This is a genomic window from Micromonospora sp. CA-259024 (assembly GCF_050936255.1).
Lineage (GTDB): Bacteria > Actinomycetota > Actinomycetes > Mycobacteriales > Micromonosporaceae > Micromonospora.
On the sequence record NZ_JBNJND010000001.1, the window covers coordinates 3,578,137 to 3,597,170 of the forward strand.

Annotated in this window: 16 protein-coding genes and 1 pseudogene; 7 read left to right on the top strand and 10 right to left on the bottom strand. The window is 70.5% G+C overall.

Translation table 11 applies throughout. The features are described 5' to 3' along the window. Positions 1-62 precede the first annotated feature (62 nt). The 7 genes from ACQEUX_RS15600 to ACQEUX_RS15630 form a co-directional block, all read right to left on the bottom strand. The gene (locus ACQEUX_RS15600) at positions 63-755 is read right to left on the bottom strand and encodes an L-ribulose-5-phosphate 4-epimerase (protein WP_433047586.1); all 693 of its coding nucleotides are present in this window, start codon (positions 753-755) and stop codon (positions 63-65) included. After that, positions 752-2,434, bottom strand: a complete 1,683-nt coding sequence (gene araB / locus ACQEUX_RS15605) for a ribulokinase (protein WP_433047589.1) — start codon at positions 2,432-2,434, stop codon at positions 752-754. The genes ACQEUX_RS15600 and araB overlap by 4 nt, the downstream gene beginning before the upstream one ends. Before the next feature lie 921 nt (positions 2,435-3,355). Next, entirely contained in the window at positions 3,356-4,144 is a 789-nt protein-coding gene (locus tag ACQEUX_RS15610; RefSeq protein ID WP_433047592.1) for an ABC transporter permease, read from the bottom strand. After that, entirely contained in the window at positions 4,141-5,118 is a 978-nt protein-coding gene (locus ACQEUX_RS15615) for an ATP-binding cassette domain-containing protein (protein ID WP_433047595.1), read from the bottom strand. Before ACQEUX_RS15615 ends, ACQEUX_RS15610 begins: the two co-directional genes overlap by 4 nt. A gap of 33 nt (positions 5,119-5,151) precedes the next feature. Further along, positions 5,152-5,994: a DUF4097 family beta strand repeat-containing protein gene (locus tag ACQEUX_RS15620; protein WP_433047598.1), complete on the bottom strand. Its 843-nt coding sequence runs from the start codon at positions 5,992-5,994 to the stop codon at positions 5,152-5,154. Positions 5,995-6,065: 71 nt separating this feature from the next. Continuing rightward, on the bottom strand, positions 6,066-6,590 hold the full coding sequence (locus ACQEUX_RS15625) for a hypothetical protein (protein WP_433047600.1): 525 nt from the start codon (positions 6,588-6,590) through the stop codon (positions 6,066-6,068). A 64-nt stretch (positions 6,591-6,654) separates the two neighbouring features. Further along, positions 6,655-7,869 carry an FUSC family protein gene (locus tag ACQEUX_RS15630; protein ID WP_433047603.1) on the bottom strand — a complete coding sequence of 405 codons (1,215 nt, stop codon included), beginning with the start codon at positions 7,867-7,869 and terminating at the stop codon, positions 6,655-6,657. Between the two features lie 115 nt (positions 7,870-7,984). On the opposite strand from ACQEUX_RS15630, the gene ACQEUX_RS15635 reads away from it, so the two are divergent. The 3 genes from ACQEUX_RS15635 to ACQEUX_RS15645 all read left to right on the top strand — a co-directional run bounded on the left by ACQEUX_RS15635 (position 7,985) and on the right by ACQEUX_RS15645 (position 12,342). Continuing rightward, the gene (locus ACQEUX_RS15635) at positions 7,985-8,986 is read left to right on the top strand and encodes a sigma-70 family RNA polymerase sigma factor (RefSeq protein ID WP_433047606.1); all 1,002 of its coding nucleotides are present in this window, start codon (positions 7,985-7,987) and stop codon (positions 8,984-8,986) included. 32 nt (positions 8,987-9,018) lie between these two features. Further along, on the top strand, positions 9,019-9,867 hold the full coding sequence (locus ACQEUX_RS15640) for a YybH family protein (protein ID WP_433047609.1): 849 nt from the start codon (positions 9,019-9,021) through the stop codon (positions 9,865-9,867). 258 nt (positions 9,868-10,125) lie between these two features. After that, entirely contained in the window at positions 10,126-12,342 is a 2,217-nt protein-coding gene (locus ACQEUX_RS15645; protein WP_433047612.1) for a hypothetical protein, read from the top strand. A 9-nt stretch (positions 12,343-12,351) separates the two neighbouring features. Here ACQEUX_RS15645 and ACQEUX_RS15650 read toward each other — a convergent pair whose 3' ends face one another. Continuing rightward, positions 12,352-13,107 carry an SDR family oxidoreductase gene (locus ACQEUX_RS15650; RefSeq protein ID WP_433047615.1) on the bottom strand — a complete coding sequence of 252 codons (756 nt, stop codon included), beginning with the start codon at positions 13,105-13,107 and terminating at the stop codon, positions 12,352-12,354. 491 nt (positions 13,108-13,598) lie between these two features. Here ACQEUX_RS15650 and ACQEUX_RS15655 point away from each other — a divergent pair. Further along, positions 13,599-14,183, top strand: a pseudogene (locus ACQEUX_RS15655) (ice-binding family protein); the annotation flags it as partial. 55 nt (positions 14,184-14,238) lie between these two features. Here the strand turns inward: ACQEUX_RS15655 and ACQEUX_RS15660 are convergent. Beyond that, complete coding sequence (locus ACQEUX_RS15660) at positions 14,239-14,562, bottom strand: hypothetical protein (RefSeq protein WP_433050017.1); 324 nt, start codon at positions 14,560-14,562, stop codon at positions 14,239-14,241. A gap of 503 nt (positions 14,563-15,065) precedes the next feature. On the opposite strand from ACQEUX_RS15660, the gene ACQEUX_RS15665 reads away from it, so the two are divergent. Together ACQEUX_RS15665 and prfH are read left to right on the top strand one after the other, a co-directional pair. Further along, entirely contained in the window at positions 15,066-16,253 is a 1,188-nt protein-coding gene (locus ACQEUX_RS15665; RefSeq protein WP_433047618.1) for an RNA ligase RtcB family protein, read from the top strand. Continuing rightward, complete coding sequence (prfH, locus tag ACQEUX_RS15670; RefSeq protein WP_433047621.1) at positions 16,250-16,885, top strand: peptide chain release factor H; 636 nt, start codon at positions 16,250-16,252, stop codon at positions 16,883-16,885. Before ACQEUX_RS15665 ends, prfH begins: the two co-directional genes overlap by 4 nt. Before the next feature lie 6 nt (positions 16,886-16,891). Here the strand turns inward: prfH and ACQEUX_RS15675 are convergent, their stop codons facing one another. Next, on the bottom strand, positions 16,892-17,785 hold the full coding sequence (locus ACQEUX_RS15675; protein ID WP_433047624.1) for an alpha/beta fold hydrolase: 894 nt from the start codon (positions 17,783-17,785) through the stop codon (positions 16,892-16,894). A gap of 229 nt (positions 17,786-18,014) precedes the next feature. Between ACQEUX_RS15675 and ACQEUX_RS15680 the strand changes: the two genes are divergently transcribed. Beyond that, positions 18,015-18,845 carry a PIG-L family deacetylase gene (locus ACQEUX_RS15680; protein ID WP_433047627.1) on the top strand — a complete coding sequence of 277 codons (831 nt, stop codon included), beginning with the start codon at positions 18,015-18,017 and terminating at the stop codon, positions 18,843-18,845. Positions 18,846-19,034: the final 189 nt, after the last annotated feature.

Here is a 19,034-nt window from a genome sequence, read left to right on the forward strand (position 1 = left end):
GGGTGGTGCGTGCTGGTGCGTCGTGGTGCAGACCGGCGGGTCCCGGATGACCGGGGAAGGGGTCAGGAACCCGCCGGTGCGACTGGTTGTTGGCCGTAGACGTTCTGGTAGCGGTCGTAGAGGGCATCGATGTCGGCCCGCGCCATCGGCACCGGCTGCCCGAGGGTGCGGGCCAGATGCGCGGTACGGGCCACGTCCTCGCACATGACCGCGGCCTTGACCGCCGCACGGGCGTCGCGTCCGATGGTGAAGACGCCGTGGTTACGCATCAGCACCGCGGGTGAGCGGTGACCGGCGAGCGTGGCGACGATGCCCTTGCCGATGTCGTCGCCGCCGATCAGGGCGAACGGACCGACCGGGATCTCCCCACCGAACTCGTCGGCCTGGGCGGTGAGGTGGCAGGGGATCGCCTCCCCACAGGCGGCCCAGGCGGTCGCGTACGAGCTGTGCGTGTGCACGACCCCACCGACCTCGGGCATGGCCCGGTAGACGTACGCGTGGGCAGCGGTGTCGCTGGACGGGGCGAAGTCGCCCTCGACGAGAGCGCCGTCGAGGTCGCACACCACCATCGTGTCCGCCGTGAGGTCGTCGTAGCTGACGCCGCTCGGCTTGATGACCAGGAGGTCCTGGCCAGGAACCCGCGCGGAGACGTTGCCGGAGGTCCAGGCGACCAGGCCGTAGCGGGTCAGCTCGGAGTGCAGGCGGGCCACGGTCTCGCGCAGCTCGCGGATCTGTCGGGTCACCTCGGTGTTCACGCAACGACCTCCAACACGGTCTCCTGGGCGGCCCCAGCGCTCTCGACTGCCGCGTTGCGGATCGCCCGCAGCCGGAGCATGACGTCGTTGCCGCCGCGACCGAAGTGGTCGTGCAGCCTCCGGTACTCGGCGTAGAGCGCGTCGTAGGCGCGCGCCCGCTCGGGATCCGGCCGGTAGACGGCCTCGTGCACCCGGCCCATCGCCTGCGACGCCTCGTGGACCGAGGGATATTCGCCGGCGGCGACGGCGGCGTGGATCGCCGACCCCAGCGCCGGCCCCTGCGCGGAGCCGATGATGTTCAGTGGCCGCTTGGTCACATCGGCGTAGATCTGCATCAGCAGATCGTTGTTGGTGAGACCGCCGGCGATCACCAGGTCGTTCACCGCGACTCCCGCCTCGACGAACGCCTCGATGATCATCCGGGTGCCGTACGCGGTGGACTCCAGCAGCGCCCGGTAGATGTCCTGTGGCCGGGTGGCCAGGGTCATTCCGACGATCATCCCGCTGAGGTCGTGGTTGACCAGCAGCGAGCGGTTGCCGTTCCACCAGTCCAGCGCGATCAGGCCGTGCCCGCCGACCGGTTGGCTCGCGGCCAGCTCGGTGAGACGTTCGTGCGAGGCGATGCCAGCCGGGGCGGCGTGCTCGACGAACCAGCCGAAGATGTCGCCGACGCCGCTCTGCCCGGCCTCGTAACCCCAGGCGCCGGGGCTGATGCCGCCGTCCACGACCCCGCACATCCCGGCCACCTCGGCAAGCTGCGCGCCGTTGACCACGTGGCAGGTCGAGGTACCCATGATCGCGACGAGCCGGCCGGGCTCCACGGCCTGCGCGGACGCCGCGGTGACGTGCGCGTCGACGTTGCCGACGGCCACCGCGATCCCCTCCGGCAGGCCGGTCCAGGCGGCGGCCCGTGCGGTGAGCGTGCCGGCCCGGGCGCCGAGGGGCAGCAACGGACCGTCCAGCTTGGCCACGAAGTCGCCAAAGCCCGGGTTGAGCGCGGTCAGGAAGGACTCGGAAGGGTACTGGCCGTCCTGCAGGATGCCCTTGTACCCGGCCGTACAGACGTTGCGGGTCTCGGTGCCGCTGAGCTGCCAGACGATCCAGTCGGCTGCCTCGATGAAGCGCTCGGCCCGGTGGTAGACCTCCGGGTCCTCCTCCAGCATCTGCAGGCCCTTGGCGAACTGCCACTCGGCGGAGATCTTGCCGCCGTACCGCCCGATCCACGGCTCGGCCCGCTCGTGGGCCAGCGCGTTGATCCGGTCGGCGTGCGGCTGCGCGGCATGGTGCTTCCACAGCTTGACCCAGGAGTGCGGCCGGTCGCGCAGCTCGGGATCCTCGCAGAGCGGGGTGCCGTCGGCGTCGGTCGGCAGCACCGTGCAGGCGGTGAAGTCGATGCCGATGCCGACGACCGCGGCGGGGTCGACCCCCGCGGCCGACATCGCCGCCGGGACGGCGTACCGCAGCACGTCGCGGTAGTCCTCCGGATTCTGCAGGGCCCAGTCCGGGGGCAGCGGGCGACCTCCCGGGAGTGCCGCGCTGATAACTCCGTCGCCGTACTCGTGCACCGCGGTCCCGAGTTCGGCACCATCACCGACCCGAACCACCAGAGCTCGCCCGGACAGGGTGCCGTAGTCGACACCGACGACGTAGCGGTCGTCAGCTCCGTCCACACGGTTCATGTTCACCTCCACCGTTAACGGGGATAGTGTTAACGCTCACATCCAGACTCGTCAAGACATCCGGCCGCAACAGCTCCGTAACGGAACGCGAGAGTACAACCGACTCGGGCGCGTCGATATCGGACCGGTGCAAAATGCGCGATTCCGGCGCCTGCCCCGCCGCGTGGTGACCGCAGGGGCGCCGTGCGACCCAACCGTCGACCGGGCACCCGCCAGGCAGGGCCACAGGTGCGGCCTCCCGCGTGGCCGTCCGAATACGACGGCGGGGCGACCGGCGGTCATGTCAGCGATAACATCACCGGAACCGCCACACCCTCATGATCAGATCTATGGAAGAGCCGCCCGCCGCTGCCGGGCTCAGGGCTGAGCGCCCGGCAGGCCAACACGGGCATCACGCGGCCGGACAGCAGAGCCGTGTTATCGATAACATTCGACGTTTCAAACCCCTCGCCCGACTCGTCATCCCCGCGCGTCGTGCGCCCGTGCGCCCCACGCGCCGTGAGCCTCCTCGCGTCGTGCGCGCGACGCGGGCACCCCGCGCGCCGTAGGACCCCGCGCCATGAGCACCCGCGCCGTGGGCAACCCGTGCGTCGTACGCATGCGCGCCCCGCGCGTCCCGTGACGTTCGTGCGCCCCGTCCGCCGTAGGACCCGAACCGCCGTACGCAGGAGCCGGAGTCCTGTTGATCGACTCGTGTTCCCTGAAGTCGTGGTATCCCAAGCGCAGCGACAGGCCGACTTCACGGAATCCGAGTAGATCATGCGCTCACGCCAAGCCGGGTCAGCGCCTCGGGCGGCCACGCGACACCATCGTCGGGGCGCGCGGCACAGACAGCAGGCGCGCGCGGCACGGACGACCGACGGCCCGACCCACAGGGCCGGACCGTCGGTCGCGATGGCTGGACGTGGAACGCCTGTCGGATCAGGCGGCCCGGTTGCGGTTGTACAGGGCCTTGGCCCAGAGGAAGCAGAGCACGCTGATGACGACGCACCAGACGACCGAGATGATCCCGTTGGCGCCGATTCCGGTGCCGAGAAGCAGGCCGCGAAGTGTCTCCATGACGGGCGTGAAGGGCTGGTAGTCGGCGAACCACCGCACCGGGGTCGGCATGGAGTCGGTGGGGACGAACCCGCTGCCGAGGAACGGCAGGAGCACCAGCGGCATGGGCAGGTTGCTCGCCGTCTCGACACTCTCGCTCACGAGGCCGAGGGCGACCGACAGCCAGGTGAGCGCAAAGGTGATCATGGCGAGGACACCGATCGCGGCGAGCCATTCGACCGGGTTGGCCGTGGGCCGGAACCCGACCAGCAGTGCCGCGCCGATGACGGCCGCGATGCCGAGCATCGTCTGGATCAGGCTGCCCAGCACGTGGCCGGTGAGGACCGACGGTCGGAAGATCGCCATGGTACGGAACCGGGCGATGATGCCCTCGGTCATGTCCATGGCGACCGAGATGGCGGTGCCCTGCGCCGCGCTGGCCACCGTGATCAGCAGGATGCCGGGGGTGACGTAGTTGGCGTAGTCGCCGCGGTCGCCGGAGGGGCCGAGGCCGGCGCCGAGCGTGCCACCGAAGACGAAGACGAAGAGCAGCAGGATGATGACCGGGATGCCGACGAGCATGAGGGTCATCGACGGGTAACGCCGCATGTGCAGGAGGTTGCGCCGCAACATGGTGCTCGAGTCGCGGACGGCGAGGGAGAGGGTGCTCATCGCGCTGCGGCCCTTTCGTGGTCGGGTCGGCCGGCCCGGGCATCGGGCTGGCCGGTGAGGGCGAGGAAGACGTCGTCGAGATCGGGGGTGTGCACGGAGAGACCGTCCACGCTGATCGAGGCGCGGTCGAGCTGGTCGAGCAGGGATCGCAGCGAGCCGACCCCGCCGTCGCTCGGCACCTGGAGAGTGAGCGCCGTGTCATCCCGGGTGGCGGTCGCGAACGTACGAGACGCCAGGTCGAGCCCCTCCTGGTCGGCGAACTGCAGCACCACGTGGCCGCCCGGGATGAGGCGCTTGAGCTCGTGCGGGGAACCTTCGGCGATCAGTCGGCCGTGGTCGAGGAACGCGACTCGGTCGGCGAGTTGGTCGGCCTCCTCCAGGTACTGGGTCGTGAGCAGGATGGTGACGCCCTCAGCGGCGAGTGCACGGATGATCTGCCACATCGCGCGGCGGCTGCGCGGGTCGAGGCCGGTCGTCGGCTCGTCGAGGAAGATGACGCGAGGTTCACCGACCAGGGTCATCGCCAGGTCCAGCCGCCGGCGCATACCGCCGGAGTACGTCGCCGCCGACCTGCCTGCCGCCTCCGCCAGGTCGAACTGATCGAGCAGGTCGGCGGTCCGTCGCCGCCCGGTCGCCTTGTCCAGGTGACACAGGTCGGCCATCAGGTTCAGGTTCTCCCGCCCGGTGAGCAGGTTGTCCACGGCGGAGAACTGACCGGTGACGCCGATGAGTCGGCGTACCGCGTCGGGCTCTCGGGTCAGGTCGTGGCCGAAGACGCGGGCGTGGCCGCTGTCGGCGTTGATCAGGGTGGAGAGGATCTGGACGGTGGTGGTCTTGCCGGCGCCGTTGGGGCCGAGCAACGCGAAGATCGTTCCCTCGCTGATCATCAGGTCGATGCCGTCGAGCACGACCTTGTCACCGTAGGACTTTCGCAGTTCGCCGGCGACGATCGCGGGCTTCATGGAGCTGGTCATGGTCTCCTCATTTGTGGACGGTGTCGTGGCGGATCAGGCGCGGCGGATCATGATGTCGCCGTAGGAGGTGTTGGCCCGGACCTCGACCGTCTCGTCGGTCTGTGCCGGGCTGTCGGTCGTCTCGAGGGCGTTGTGCACGCGGCCGTGCTTGGAGCTGACGTCGAGCCAGGCGGCAGTCCCACGACGGACGCCGACCTCGATGGCCCCGAACGAGGTGTCCAGCTCGATCGACCCCCGCACGATCTCGCCCAGCCGGACGTTGCCGTACGCGGTGCGTGCCGTCACCGAGGCCATCGGGGCGTCGACGGTGATGTCGCCGTACGCGGTGTTGACCCGAACGTCGCCGCCGCTCCGCCCGATCCAGCAGTCGCCGGAGGAGTTCTTGATCTCGGCGGCGCCGTCGACGGCACCGATGCGCACCTTGCCGGACGAGGCTTTCACCCGGGCCGAACCCACGACGCGCTCCACCGCGATCTCGCCGTGACTGCTGTCGATGTCGAGCGGCCCGGTCTCGTCGAGCCGGACCCCACTCCCGGTCTTGATACGACACTCGCCAAGGCGACCCTCGCAACGGAATGCCGCCCACGCCGACTCGGCGTGCACCCGCGACCCCGTCGGCAGCTCGATCAGGACATCGACCGACGGTCCGGACCCGAAGCCGTAGCGGCGCCAGCTCTTCGGCACCCTGATCAGCAGTTGCCCGGCGGTGTACTCGACTGTCGTCTGGTCCGCGGCGCTCACGTCGGCCTTGCTCGACGGGTCACGCGGTCGCACCGTCACCACCGTGTCGGCGCGGTCCGTCGCGGCGATCCACGCGTCACCGACGGGCAGCTCGAGCTGGACGGAGATCGGTTCTGGCGTATCGAAAAAAGGCATGGTGGTCTCCCGGAAGGTGGTCGGCGAATGTCGCCGCTGGTCAGCGGCGCGAGGAAAAGGGGGACGGTGAGTTAGCGGGCCCAGCCGGTGAAGTGCTGGCCGGAGCGCGGCTCCACCCGCCGGGGCGGGCGACGCTCCGTTTCGCCCGCCCCGATGGCGCCGGCGACAGCTCGCACCAGCCAGGCGTTGACGGAGAGCCCGGCCCGCCCAGCGGCCTCCTCGACGCTGGCCTTCAGGTGGTCGGGGAGCCGGAGGTTGATCCGCGAGGTGCCGCCCTCGTCACCCTCGGGCGCGGCCACCGGCACCGGCAGCGTCGGCGGGCCGCTGGCCGCGCCCCCCTCATCGGCCGGAGGGCTGGCCGGCAACACCACGAAATCGGGCTCGCGCCCGCGCAACCGGACGTGCACCGAGCCCGGTGCGAGCTCACGGGTGATCTCGTCGGCCGCGTCGGACAGCGCCTCGAGCAACGTGAGACGGGTGGCCGCCTCCAGCTGCGTGAAGAGCCGTTCGGCCAGCACCCGGGCTTCCGGTTCGACGCCCTCCGCAGCCACGGCGAACTCGTTACGCAGGTTCTCGACGTAAGACCTCAGCTCCATGACACCATCATGGCACCACTTTGGCTCAGCATGCAACACCTTGGCTCACGGCGGTGCCATCAGATCAGTCCCGCTGCGGGTCGTCGGACGCTCGCAGATCGCCGAACCTGCGGCGGACCAGGGAATTCGCCTCCTCCTGGGTCAGCCCGGCGGCCACCAGCAGGTCGCTGACAGTCGTACGAATCTGCGCCACCACGACGGCACCGGAGAAACCAACCCCCTCCCGGTACGCGTGGCCGGCCACCTGAACCGCCCGTAGCGCCTGCTCGCGCGCACGCTTCGGCTCATCACCGGCGGCGAACTGCCGCTTGAGCAACCGGACGGCCTCGGCGAGATCGGCCACCGCCCGCGGCAACGGCTCCGGAACCGGTTCGCCGTCCTCGATCAGCGTCACCGACCGACGGATCAACGTCCCGCTGTTGCGCATCGCCCGGTCGATCGGCTCTGCTGCCCGCACATAGTTCCCGGTTGGCCCCCGCCGTTCGTGCCAGTGCACCGGCGACAGGGTGCTGGCCTCCCGGGCGCCCTGGGCCGCCTCGACGAAAGCCTTCAGCTCATCCTTGCTCTGCCGCAGCTCGCTCCGGGCCGTACGCGCACGGGTGGCATCACCATCGGCCAGAGCGCCGGCGGTGGCGTCGAGCTGAGCGGCGAGGAGGTCCAACGCCGGCCGCGCGGCCCGGTTGAGCACCCGCAGCGGGTTCAGCGGCAGAAGCACGGCGGTAACCAGGAGTGCCACCCCTCCCCCGAGGAGCGCGTCCATGAACCGAGGGATCTCCAGATCGCGGACCGACGGGCTGAGCGTGGCGATGAGCACCGCCGTCGCCCCGGCCTGGATCACCACCGCCGCGCTACCGGCAAGGAACAACGCCACCACGATCGCCAGCACGACGATCAGTGCGAGTTGCCACCACCCGGTACCGATCACCACGAGCAGCAGGTCACCGACCAGCACCCCGACGGTGACGCCGACGATCAGCTCGACCGTGCGGCGCAGCCGTTGACCGACCGACGCGGCGAGGGTGGAGACGGCGGAGATCGGCGCGAACACCGGCTGCGATATGTGCACCAGTTCGTGCGCCACAAACCAGGACAACGCCGCCGCCAGGCCAGCCTGCACGGCGAGGCCGCCGAGGGCCCGTACCCGAGCGAACCGGTCCCGCAGCGTGGCCACCGCGCGGTCCCGGAGCCGGACCAGGGTCGCCTCCGGCCCATCTCGAACGCTGTGACCGGCCCGCGCCAACGCGCGCCCGACCGCTCCGCGCCGACCGGCAGCGACCATGGCGGCACCTACCCCACCGTGACCGGATCAATCCTTCCCACCGCCGGTGGATCGACCTCGAGCCGACAGCGAGGCGATCCAGACGTCGACCACGCCGAATGTAGGCTGCCCCACCGTGACGTTCGTTCGGCTGATCGAGGAGCACAGAGACGAGCTGACCGCCCACTGCTACCGGATGCTCGGCTCGTTCCACGACGCCGAGGACGCGGTGCAGGAGACGTTCGCGCGAGCCTGGCAGAGCCAGAACCGGTACGAGGACCGCGGCACTCTGCGCGCCTGGCTCTACAAGATCGCCACCAACCGCTGCCTGACCATGATCGAGGGCCGGGGTCGCCGCCGGGAGCTGCCGACCGACCTCACACCGGGGGCCGCGCCCGTGGCCGAGACGGCGTGGCTCGGGCCGTATCCGGATCGGCTCCCCGGAGCCGTCGAACAGCGGGATCCGGCGCAGCGGCTGGTCGAGAGCGAGCACCTGGAGCTCGCGTTCGTCGCGTCGCTGCAGCGCCTACCCGGCCGACAGCGGGCCGTGCTGCTGCTGCGGGAGGTGCTCGGCTACCCCGCCGCCGAGGTCGCCGACCTGCTCGGCACCTCGACCACGGCGGTCAACAGCGCCCTGCAACGGGCCCGCCGGGTGGTGGACGCGCTACGGCCGACCAGCAGCCAGCAGGTGGAGCTGAACGGCCTCGGCGACGAGAAGGTACGCGAGCTGGCGCGGCGATACGTGACCGCGTGGGAGCGGGCCGACATCGAGGCCATCCTGGCGATGCTCACCGACGACGCCCGGTACTCGATGCCGCCATTGCCGCAGTGGTACGAGGGCCGCGACGCGATCCGGCAGTTCCTGCTGGACGGCCCGTTGTCGCTGCGGTGGCGGTTCGTCCCGACCTACGCGAACGGGCAGCTCGCCTTCGGGACGTACCTCTGGAGCCCGGAGGCGTCCGTCTTCACCGCGGCGGCCCTGGACGTCGTCGCGCTGCGTGGCGCCCGGATCGCCGAGGTGGTGTCCTTCCTGACCCCGGAGACCCTGTCCCTCTGCAGCTTGCGGACGCAGCTCGACCAGGACGGAGAAAGTTGGTCGGCGCGCGGCGATGAGTTTGTCGGTCCACCCGGGTTGTAGAGGTGAGCCCAACCGACCGACGAGGGAGCACGATGGCCGACGACGAGACCCAGATCCGTGAGCTGATCCAACGGTGGACGCGGGCGGTCCACGCCGGTGACCTGCCCGGCGTCCTCGCCCACCACTCCGCGGACATCGTCATGTACGACGTCCCTCCGCCGCATCAGGGGGTCCGGGGCATCGAGGCGTACGAGCGGACCTGGCCAGACTTCTTCCGATGGCAGGCGTCGGGTGCCGCCTTCGAGCTGACCAGCCTCGACGTCACCGCGGGCGACACCGTCGCCTACGCCACCGCGCTCCTGCGCTGCGGCACTCCGGACGACCTCGCCAAACGGCCGGAGCTGCTGCTGCGCCTGACCCTCGGCCTGCGCAAGGAGAACGGCTCGTGGGTCGTGGCCCACGAACACCACTCGTTCGCCGATGACCGCGGCTCGGCCGACCGCGAGACCTCCGAGCGCGATGTGCGGGCGCTGCACCACCGCTGGTACGAGGCCACCGAGGCGAAGGACCTCGACGGGATCATGGCACCCGTCGCCGAGTCCGTCGTCTCGTACGAGCACGAGCAGCCGCTGGAGTACGTCGGCCGGGACCAGGTTCGCGAGGTCTGCGCGAACGGTCTCGACGTCAGCACCGGGACCGTCACCTGGACCGTTCCGGAGCTGGCGGTCATCGTCAGCGACGACCTGGCTGTTTCGTGGGGCCTGAACCGGATGACCGCGCAACAGCCGGACGGCGCCACGATCGTGAGCTGGTCCCGGGGCACCCGGGTGTTCCAGCGGGCCGAGCGGGGCTGGGAGATGATCCACCAGCACGTGTCGTTCCCCTTCGACCCGGACACCGGGCTGGCGAGGACCGACCTGACACCCGCCCGGGCGCACTGAGTCCTCGCCAGCCGTCGCCAACCGCGCTCAGCGCGGCGAGCGTCAACTGGCGCGGGACGCCCAGACCGCCGGTCGGAGCGTCGAGTGAGCGGTCGCCGCCTGCTGTCTGCCGCGATTGAGGCCGTCCGGTTCGGGTAGACCGCGGTCTGCCGCCGTCGGGTGGCTGTCCCGGCGTCTGATGGCGGGCTGGCCTCGGGCGGATCGCGTGACAAGGGGCTGCCCAGACGCCTCGGGGGGACGTCGGATGGATCAGCGCGGTTGAGCGGGCCGGACACCTCCGGCGGCGTGGTGGAGCTGCGGGTGCACGGAGTCTCCGGCGCGAGCGCCGGACAGGTGCTGGACCTGCAGGAGACGGCGCAGGTCGCGGGTGACCGCAACGGGGGCTTCTACCGGCCGCGCCCCCGGTGTTCGGGCGTGCAGGGGGTGACGCTGGAGGCGTACCGCTGGGGTGACCTGCCCTCCGGGACCGTGGCCCGCACCCTGGCGGTCGTCTTCCTGCTGCCGTTCATGCTGGTCAACGTGGCGATCTGGATGCGCCCGGCGAATCCCGGTTCCGAGTCGACGGTCAAGTCACTGTGCCGGTTGCTGGCGCTCACACTCACCGTGCTGTTCGTGCTCGCGATCGCGGGCGTCACCCTGGATCTGATCGGCTGGAAGTGCCTGTCCTCGCCACGCTGCCAGGCCGGGCGCAGTTGGTTGTCCTGGTTGGGCGGGCGGCCGGTCGGAGCGCGTCTGGCGGTGCTCGCGCTCATCCCGGCTGCCGCGATCGGCCTGGTCTGGCGGATCAGCAACCGCCCGGGACGGACGTTCGAGGCGTTTCGCGCACCGGACCAGGCCATCTCCGGGTCTCGGCTCGGCACGGTCGGTCAGTGGGACGCCGAGCCGCTGGTGGGCCGGCTGCGCTCCATCCACGTCGCCGCCGCGTTCGCGACACTGGACCTCACCCTGCTGCTGGCCCGAGCAGCCGGCGGCGCCACGGCCGCCACAATCGCGCTGACGGTGACCACCGGCGTGGTCCTGATCGGCTGCGTGGGCCTGCTCTGCACGCCCCCGGTGATCGACCGGGCCGCCGACGATCAGCGGCTCGACGGGGTCACCCGCACGCTTCGGACCGCCGCCATCGTCCTGACCATCGTCGTCGTGGTCTACGTGCTGAGCAGCCCGCAGCCGTGGCACGAGGGGCGTCAACTTCCCGGCCACGACACCGCCCTGACCGGGTTGTTCGTCGCCCAGACGACGCTGTTGGTGGCCCTGGGCGTGGTGCTGCTCTGGCACCGGGAGCGAGGAGCCACCCCGCTGTTCGGGCTGGGCGCGCTCGTGATCGCGGCCACCGGGATCAGCCTGGCGGTGGCGTACTCCGCGGAGTTGATCTACCGGGTGGCGGACTTCCTGGATCGTGACGTGCCGACCGGTGAGGGCATCGCCACCGGCCCGCCCGCGGCGTACACCTGGGCGATCTACGGCTTCTTGCGCGCGGTGCTGGTCACCCTGGTCGTCGCGGGTCTCGTCATCCTGATCTCCCGCCGCGGCCGACGCCGGGCTGCGGCAGCGATCGTCGCGTGCGACTACCCGAACCCGCCGCCGGAGGCCGGACCCCGACTACGACAGGTCCGAGACGCGATCGCCCGCGCCCGGTTCACCGAGAAACTGGTGCCGCTGGCCGTGCTCTACGGCTGCCTCGCCGGACTCACCACGGCCACCACCACGGTCGGCCTCCTGGGGCAGTTCCCGAGCGACGTCATCGAGCGGAACCTCCAGGTGCCGGCGGACGCGGTCACCTTCGGCATCGCGTTCGGCAGTTGGTTGATCGCGGCGCTCATCCTCAGCCTGATCATCGCAGGCATCTTCGCCTACCGGACCGTCCCGTTCCGGCGGCACGTCGGCGTCCTCTGGGACCTTGGCACCTTCTGGCCCCGGGCCGCCCACCCGTTCGCGCCACCCTGCTACTCCGAGCGGGCCGTGCCGGAGCTGGCCCGCCGAATCACGTACCTCGTCGAAGGCGGCAACGCGGTGCTGCTCACCGGGCACAGCCACGGCTCGGTTCTGCTCGCCGCGACGGTGCTCCAGTTGCCACCGCAGATCGGCAACCGGGTCGCCCTGATCACTCACGGGTCACCGCTGCGCCGGCTCTACGGGCGGCTGTTCCCCGCCTACGTCGACGACGCGGCACTGCACGAGATCGGCCGCCGGGTCGGTTGGCGGTGGGTGAACCTGTGGCGCGACACGGACCCGATCGGGGGCTGGATCTTCTCCGCGCACCGGTCACCCGCGTTGGCCACCACGTTCGACCCCACGGCAGCGGTGGACCGCCGACAGCGCGATCCCCGGGACGTGGTGACGCCGCCCAGCGACAGCGTCCCCCCGCCCATCCACGGGCACTGGCCGGACAAGTCCGCCGAGCCGTTCACCGATGTGGTGCGGGAGTTGGTGCGGCGCCTCGGTGAACGGACCGACCGGCCCGTCACACCGCCGTAGCCGACCGGGTCACTTCCCGCGGCTCGCCCGCGTACGCCAGTCGTCGAGGCGCGTACCGGCGATGCGGGCGCCATCGGCGGGGACGAGCGAGCGTTCGCCCAGTTCGGCGCCGAAGTATCTGGCGTCGGGATCAGCCACCACCGAACGCGGGTCTTGCCGCGCCGCGAGCACGGAGCGGCCCAGTTCGTCGAGGCGGAACTGCTCTGGACCGGCGACCTCGACCACACTGCTCGTGGGCGCGCCCACCACGACGTCGGCCACGGCTGCCGCGACGTCGTCCGCCGCCATCGGCTGGATGAGCACCGGCGCCAGGTGAACAGTTTCGCCGTCCGTGGCGGCGTCGATGATGCCCTGGACGAACTCGAAGAACTGCGTGGCGTGCACCAGTGAGTACGGGATCCCGGACGCGACGATGAGCTTCTCCTGGGCGACCTTCGCTCGCATGTATCCGCTGTCCGGGATCCGGTCGCAACCCACGATGGAGAGCGCCACGTAGTGGCCCACCCCGGCGTCCGCCGAAGCGGCGAGGAGGGTCCGGGTGGACGTCTCGAAGAACTCCAGCACCGCGGCGTCCTCGAACGACGGCGAGTTCGACACGTCGACGACGACGTCGGCACCGCTGAGCGCCTCGGCCACTCCTTCGCCGGTCAGTGTGTTCACGCCGGTCTTCGGTGAGGCCGGCACCGTCTCGTGACCCTGGGCGGCGAGGCTGTCCACGAGCTTGGAACCGATGAGGCCGCTGCCCCCGATGACGACGATCTTCATGATCGAACCAGTCCTGTCTGTGCTGGGTTGAGTCGTGCTGTCAACCAGTACAGACGGAAACCGTGCCCTGCTGCAGGACAATCGGCGGACGACCGCCCTGCGATAAGGACGACAGCCACTCGGCTGCCCTGGCCGCTTCCGCCGCTTCCCCGCGCCGGCAACCAAATGCCGCCATACGACACGCCTGGGGCGGTCGTGACGGCGAACCAATGCGGGAAATGCGAAACCAACAATCGCGAACGCGAAGCGGAATCCCATTTGCACTGAAGACGATTACTTATTCTTCCGTTTTAGGCGCATATGCGCGGTTGACGTGATGTGGTGGTCACCGCGCTTGTCGGCGCCATACAGGCCGTATCGCGCAGGACGCGGCTCGCGAGACGTCTCCTGCGAGTAGTTCCCACGGAGGGTGTTCTGTGACAGTTAAACCCAACCTTCGCCTACGGCGGCGGGTGGTCTTGCCTTCGCTCGCGGCTGCCGCAGCCGCGACCGTGGCGGCCAGCTTGCTGCTCTTCAGCTCGACTGCGGCCAATGCTCAGGAGGCACCGGTCAACCTGGGGACTGCGGCTGACTTCTCCGTCCTGGCCGGGGCCGAGCCCACCAACACCGGCCCCAGTTTCCTGGCCCAGAGTCTCGGACGGTTCCCGGGAAACACCGCGTCGGGCTTCGAAACGGCAACCATCGGCGGCGAGGTCCACCTCGGCGACGCGGTCGCTCTCCAGGCGCAGAGCGACCTGACCATCGCCTTCAACGACGCGGCCGGTCGGACCCCGTTCACCAACCTGCCCGCGGAGCTCGGCGGCAACACGCTCAACGAGGGGGTCTATCGGATCGGGGCCGCCCAGCTGACCGGGCCGTTGACGCTCAACGGCCAGGGTGACCCGTCGGCCGTGTTCATCTTCCAGGTCGACTCCTCGCTGACGACGGCGTCGAACAGCAGCGTCGTTCTGATCAACGGTGCGTCGGCCTGCAACGTGTTCTGGAAGATCGGCAGCTCGGCGACGATCGGCACGGGTACCACCTTCGTGGGCACCATCATGGCTCAGGCGGCGATCACGATGGCCACGGGCGCGACCCTCCAGGGCCGCGCGCTGGCACGAACCGCCGCCGTCACCCTCGACACCAACGTCATCACCGCACCGCTGTGCGCTGGGCCGACCGGCCCACCCGGACCGACCGGCCCACCCGGACCGACCGGCCCACCCGGACCGTCTGGCCCACCCGGGAGCCCTGGTGCACCTGGTAGCCCTGGAGCCCCAGGTAGTCCCGGAGCACCCGGCAGCCCCGGAGCGCCTGGAGCGCCCGGAGCACCCGGAGCACCCGGAGCACCCGGAGCACCTGGTGCGCCCGGTAGTCCCGGAGCACCCGGAGCACCTGGTGCGCCCGGTAGTCCCGGAGCACCCGGAGCACCTGGTGCGCCCGGTAGTCCCGGAGCACCCGGCAGCCCCGGAGCACCCGGCAGCCCCGGCGCCCCTGGCAGCCCGGGCGGCAAGGCCCCCATCCTGCCGGTGACCGGCGGAGGCGTGGTCCCGACCATGACGGGCGTGGGAAGTGCCATGGTCGTGCTCGGAGGGCTCGTGTTCTTCCTCGCCCGGCGTCGACGCCAGGAGTCCTGATCGGTGGCCCGGCCGGTGACCTGCCGGCCGGGCCCCACCATCCCGTCCACCGTCGGCCCACACTCAGCTAGAGGTGGGCCGACGGTGGCGTGTGCGAACTTGGCGCCTCCGCAAGCATTTGCCGGAGCCGTACACCCCGTGGATCAGGATGCGGCGCGGTGCGCTCATCGCGGCAGCGTACGTCGCGGAGGAAAATCGCTTGTCGTGCCCGGCGGGCTCCGCGAGAGTGACGTCCATGACGTACTGACGGACAACACCCCTTCTGCTCCACGCCACCGGTGCCGACTCCCGGGGGGCCGTGCTGCCGTCCGTTCCTACGTTCTCCGCGATAAGTGAGCATTCTTGTCCCAGCACCACTCCCCTCGGGAGTCCCTGCCCCCGTCCGCCCCTGCCACCGTCACGGTGTTCGCCTCCCCCGCGAGCTGGATCGAGTCCGAAGCGCTCGCACAGTGCCAGCAGGTGGCCGCCCTCGACGGCATGATCCACGTCGCCGCGATGCCGGACCTGCACCCCGGCAAGGGCGCGCCCATCGGTGCGGCCATGGCGTCGACCGTGCTGTACCCGTTCCTGGTGGGCTCCGACATCGGCTGCGGCATCGCCGTGTTCCCCATCAAGCTCAAGCGTGTCGTACCGGAGCGGCTCGTCTCCCGGTTTCCCGACCTCGACCGCGCCCTGGATCCGGAGCAGGACGCCGACGACCCGGCCTGGGCCGTCGTGCAGGGTGACGTTCCGGCCGGACACCTGGACGGTCTCGGGACGGTGGGCCGGGGCAACCACTTCGTCGAGCTGGCACGCGTCGACACCATCCTCGACTCGGTCCAGGCGAGTCGTCTGGGGCTCGATGCTGACGATCTCGTCCTCATCGTCCACAGCGGCTCCCGTGGTCTGGGCGAGCGGATCCTGCGGGCACACACCGAGGTCCACGGTGCCGGCGCCGCCCCCGATCCGGATGCCTACCTGAGGATGCACGACGACGCCGTGCGCTGGGGTTCGCTCAACCGCAGGGTGCTGGCCGCCCGGGTCGCGTACGCGCTGGGGGCTGCGCCCTCCGCACCGATCGTCGATCAGTGCCACAACCTGGTCGAGGTCCGCGACGGGGTCTACCTGCACCGCAAGGGTGCGGCGCCGGGTGACGGCCGCGACGTGCTCGTCGCCGGCACGCGGGGCACGGCGTCCTACCTGGTGGCCGCCCACGCCGGACCGGACGCCAACCATTCGGTGGCGCACGGCGCTGGCCGCAAGATGTCGCGCGCCGACGCCCTGCGGCGGGGCCGGGCCAAGCACACGGTCGAGGAGCTGCGCCGCACGCCCGTGGGCTCGCTGGTGGTGTGCGGCGACCGGCAACTGCTCTTCGAGGAGGCGCCCACGGCGTACAAGCGCATCGAGCAGGTGATCGCGGACCTTGTCGAGCACCAACTGGCCACGCCGGTGGTCCGCACGACTCCCCTGGTCACCTACAAGACACCCGATCTCGGGTCCACGTCGCGGCCGGACCGGCGGGGGCACCGCGGCAGGCGGGGGCGGTCGTGAGCGTCCTCCTCCTGCTGTCCGCGGGGCGTGGCCCCCAGGAATGCGCATGGGCACTGACCCAGCTACTGCACCGCCTCAACGCGGACGGCACCGGCCAAGGCCTGACGATCCAGCAGGTTCAGGCCGTGCCGGGTGACCGGCCCGGGACCTACCGATCGGTGCTCATTCAGATCTCCGGTGCTGGCGCGTACGCGTTCGCCGCCTCCTGGACCGGAACGCTGTGCTGGCAGGCACCCAGCCCGTACCGGGCGAGCGCCGGCCGAAAGAACTGGTACGTCACCGCCCAGCCGCCCCGATGCGACGCCCAGCCGATGACGTTCGCGGAGGCGGACGTCGACATCGTCGCCTGTCGTACCGGCGGGCCGGGTGGTCAGCACCGGAACAAGGCCAGTACGGCGGTACGAGCGACGCACCGTCCTTCGGGCATCGTCGTCGTGGTGGATGAGGAGCGGCAGTTCAGCCTCAACCGCCGTATCGCACTGCGTCTGCTGCGGCAACGCATCGAGCACGGCGACGAGGCGGCGCGGCGGGCCGTCATCACCGCCCGGTGGCGCATCCACGACGAGCTGGTACGCGGCGATCCCGTACGGGTGGAACGTCCGGAGCCTCAGCGACACGGCCGCCGGGGCTAGCGCGGGTCAGACCTCCAGCACCGCGTCCGCGAAGGCCCGCGGCGCCTCCTGCGGCAGGTTGTGCCCGACACCGCCCCCGACGGTCCGGTGCTCGTACTGCCCGGCGAACTGCTTGGCGTAGACGCTGGGATCCAGGTGCGGCGCGCCGTTGGCGTCCCCTTCCAGGGAGATGCTGGGCACCGTGATCTTCGGCTTTCCCGCCAGACGCTTCTCCACCTCGTCGTACTGTGGCTCGCCAGCGGCGAGGGCCAGCCTCCACCGGTAGTTGTGGATCACGATGTCGACGTGGTCCGGGTTGTCGAACGCCGCCGCGCTGCGGTCGAACGTCGCGTCGTCGAACATCCACTTCGGGGACGCGGTCTTCCAGATCAGCCTGGCGAAGTCGCGCCGGTTCCTGGCATACCCTTCCCGGCCGCGCTCGGTGGCGAAGTAGTACTGGTACCACCACGCGAGTTCCGCCTTCGGCGGCAACGGCACCTTTCCCGACTCCTGACCGTCGATCAGGTAGCCGCTCACCGAGACCAGCCCACGGCAGCGCTCGGGCCACAGCGCGGCCACGACGTCGGCCGTACGCGCACCCCAGTCGAACCCGGCCAGCTTCGCGGTGTCGATTCCCAGGGCGTCCATGAGGGCGATGAGGTCGAGCCCCATGGCCGCCGGTTCACCGTTTCGCATGGTGTCGTCGGAGAGGAACCGGGTCGTGCCGTAGCCCCGCAGGTACGGCACCACGACCCGGTAGCCGGCATCGGTGAGCAGCGGCACGACGTCGACGAAGCTGTGAATGTCGTACGGCCAGCCGTGTAGGAGGACCACGGCGGCGCCGTCCGGCGGCCCGGCGTCCACGTACCCGACGTTCAGGACCCCGGCGTCGACCTGTTCGACGTCATCGAACGATGCCATCGCACCGGCCCCTTCTTCGGCTCTGTCCCTGGCGAGTGCGGCGCGCGCGTGCCGGACAACCTCGAAGCGTAGGGATCACCGACGGGCACGAGGGCGGGTTACCGAAGGACCGGACCGCTGCTGGCCGGGTGGGTAAAATGCGCTGCGCCGCGCGGCCGGATGCACACCGGGGACGAGGCTCCTGATGGGCGAGGAACCGCGGTCACCCCGCGGCTCGTAGGGTGAGGGCATGGCTGAGCGACCTCTGACCCTGATGGCGGTACACGCCCACCCTGACGACGAGGCGACGAGCACGGGTGGCGTCCTTGCCCGGTACGCGGCGGAGGGGATCACCACGGTGCTCGTGACCTGCACCGACGGGCGGTGCGGTGACGGCCCCGGCGGGGTCAAGCCGGGCGATCCGGGGCACGACCCGGCCGCTGTGGTGGCGATGCGCCAGGCCGAGTTGGAGGCCAGCTGCGCGGCGTTGAAGGTCACCCACCTGGAGACCCTGGGGTACGCCGACTCCGGGATGATGGGCTGGCCGACCAACGACCTGCCGGGCGCTTTCTGGACGACGCCGGTGGCGGAGGCGGCGGGCCGGCTCGCGGAGCTGATCCGGCAGTACCAACCGGACGTGGTCGTCACCTACGACGAGAACGGCTTCTACGGCCACCCGGACCACATCCAGGCTCATCGGATCACCATGGCCGCCGTCGAGATGACGGACATCCCGGCAAAGGTCTACTGGACCACCGTGCCGCGCACGGCGTTCGAGGAGTTCGGCCGAATCATGCAGGAGCTCGGCGTCGAGTGGGCCGAGCCCGACGCGGCGACGGAGCCGGGGCCGCAGCTCGGCCTGCCCGACGACGAGATCACCACCTGGGTGGACACGCGCGGCTACGGCGCGCAGAAGTTCGACGCGCTGGCCACCCATGCCAGTCAGACCGAGAACATCTTCTTCCTGCAACTGGGCCAGGAGCGATTCACCGAGCTGATGGGCATCGAGACCTTCCTGCGAGTCAGTGACCGGACCGGCGCGCCGACACCCGAGGACGATCTCTTCGCCGGCCTGCGCTGAATCGCCGGCCCGCGCTGAACCGCCGGTCTGTTCCCGTGGCGGTGCCACACCCCCGGCCCCCCATCGTGCTGGACTGCGCCACCGGCTCCCGAAAGTTTCGACAGCGGAACGTTCGGGGCTCCGCAGCTCACGCGAAGAGTTTCCGGAAGTTTTCAGCGTTGACGCCTGGACATCGACCGCTTTAACGTT

Coding starts and splice junctions, on each gene's coding strand:
- araB (WP_433047589.1), bottom strand. CDS start 2,434: ATGAACCGTGTGGACGGAGCTGACGACCGCTACGTCGTCGGTGTCGAC.
- ACQEUX_RS15610 (WP_433047592.1), bottom strand. CDS start 4,144: ATGAGCACCCTCTCCCTCGCCGTCCGCGACTCGAGCACCATGTTGCGG.
- ACQEUX_RS15615 (WP_433047595.1), bottom strand. CDS start 5,118: ATGACCAGCTCCATGAAGCCCGCGATCGTCGCCGGCGAACTGCGAAAG.
- ACQEUX_RS15620 (WP_433047598.1), bottom strand. CDS start 5,994: ATGCCTTTTTTCGATACGCCAGAACCGATCTCCGTCCAGCTCGAGCTG.
- ACQEUX_RS15625 (WP_433047600.1), bottom strand. CDS start 6,590: ATGGAGCTGAGGTCTTACGTCGAGAACCTGCGTAACGAGTTCGCCGTG.
- ACQEUX_RS15630 (WP_433047603.1), bottom strand. CDS start 7,869: ATGGTCGCTGCCGGTCGGCGCGGAGCGGTCGGGCGCGCGTTGGCGCGG.
- ACQEUX_RS15640 (WP_433047609.1), top strand. CDS start 9,019: ATGGCCGACGACGAGACCCAGATCCGTGAGCTGATCCAACGGTGGACG.
- ACQEUX_RS15650 (WP_433047615.1), bottom strand. CDS start 13,107: ATGAAGATCGTCGTCATCGGGGGCAGCGGCCTCATCGGTTCCAAGCTC.
- ACQEUX_RS15675 (WP_433047624.1), bottom strand. CDS start 17,785: ATGGCATCGTTCGATGACGTCGAACAGGTCGACGCCGGGGTCCTGAAC.
- ACQEUX_RS15680 (WP_433047627.1), top strand. CDS start 18,015: ATGGCTGAGCGACCTCTGACCCTGATGGCGGTACACGCCCACCCTGAC.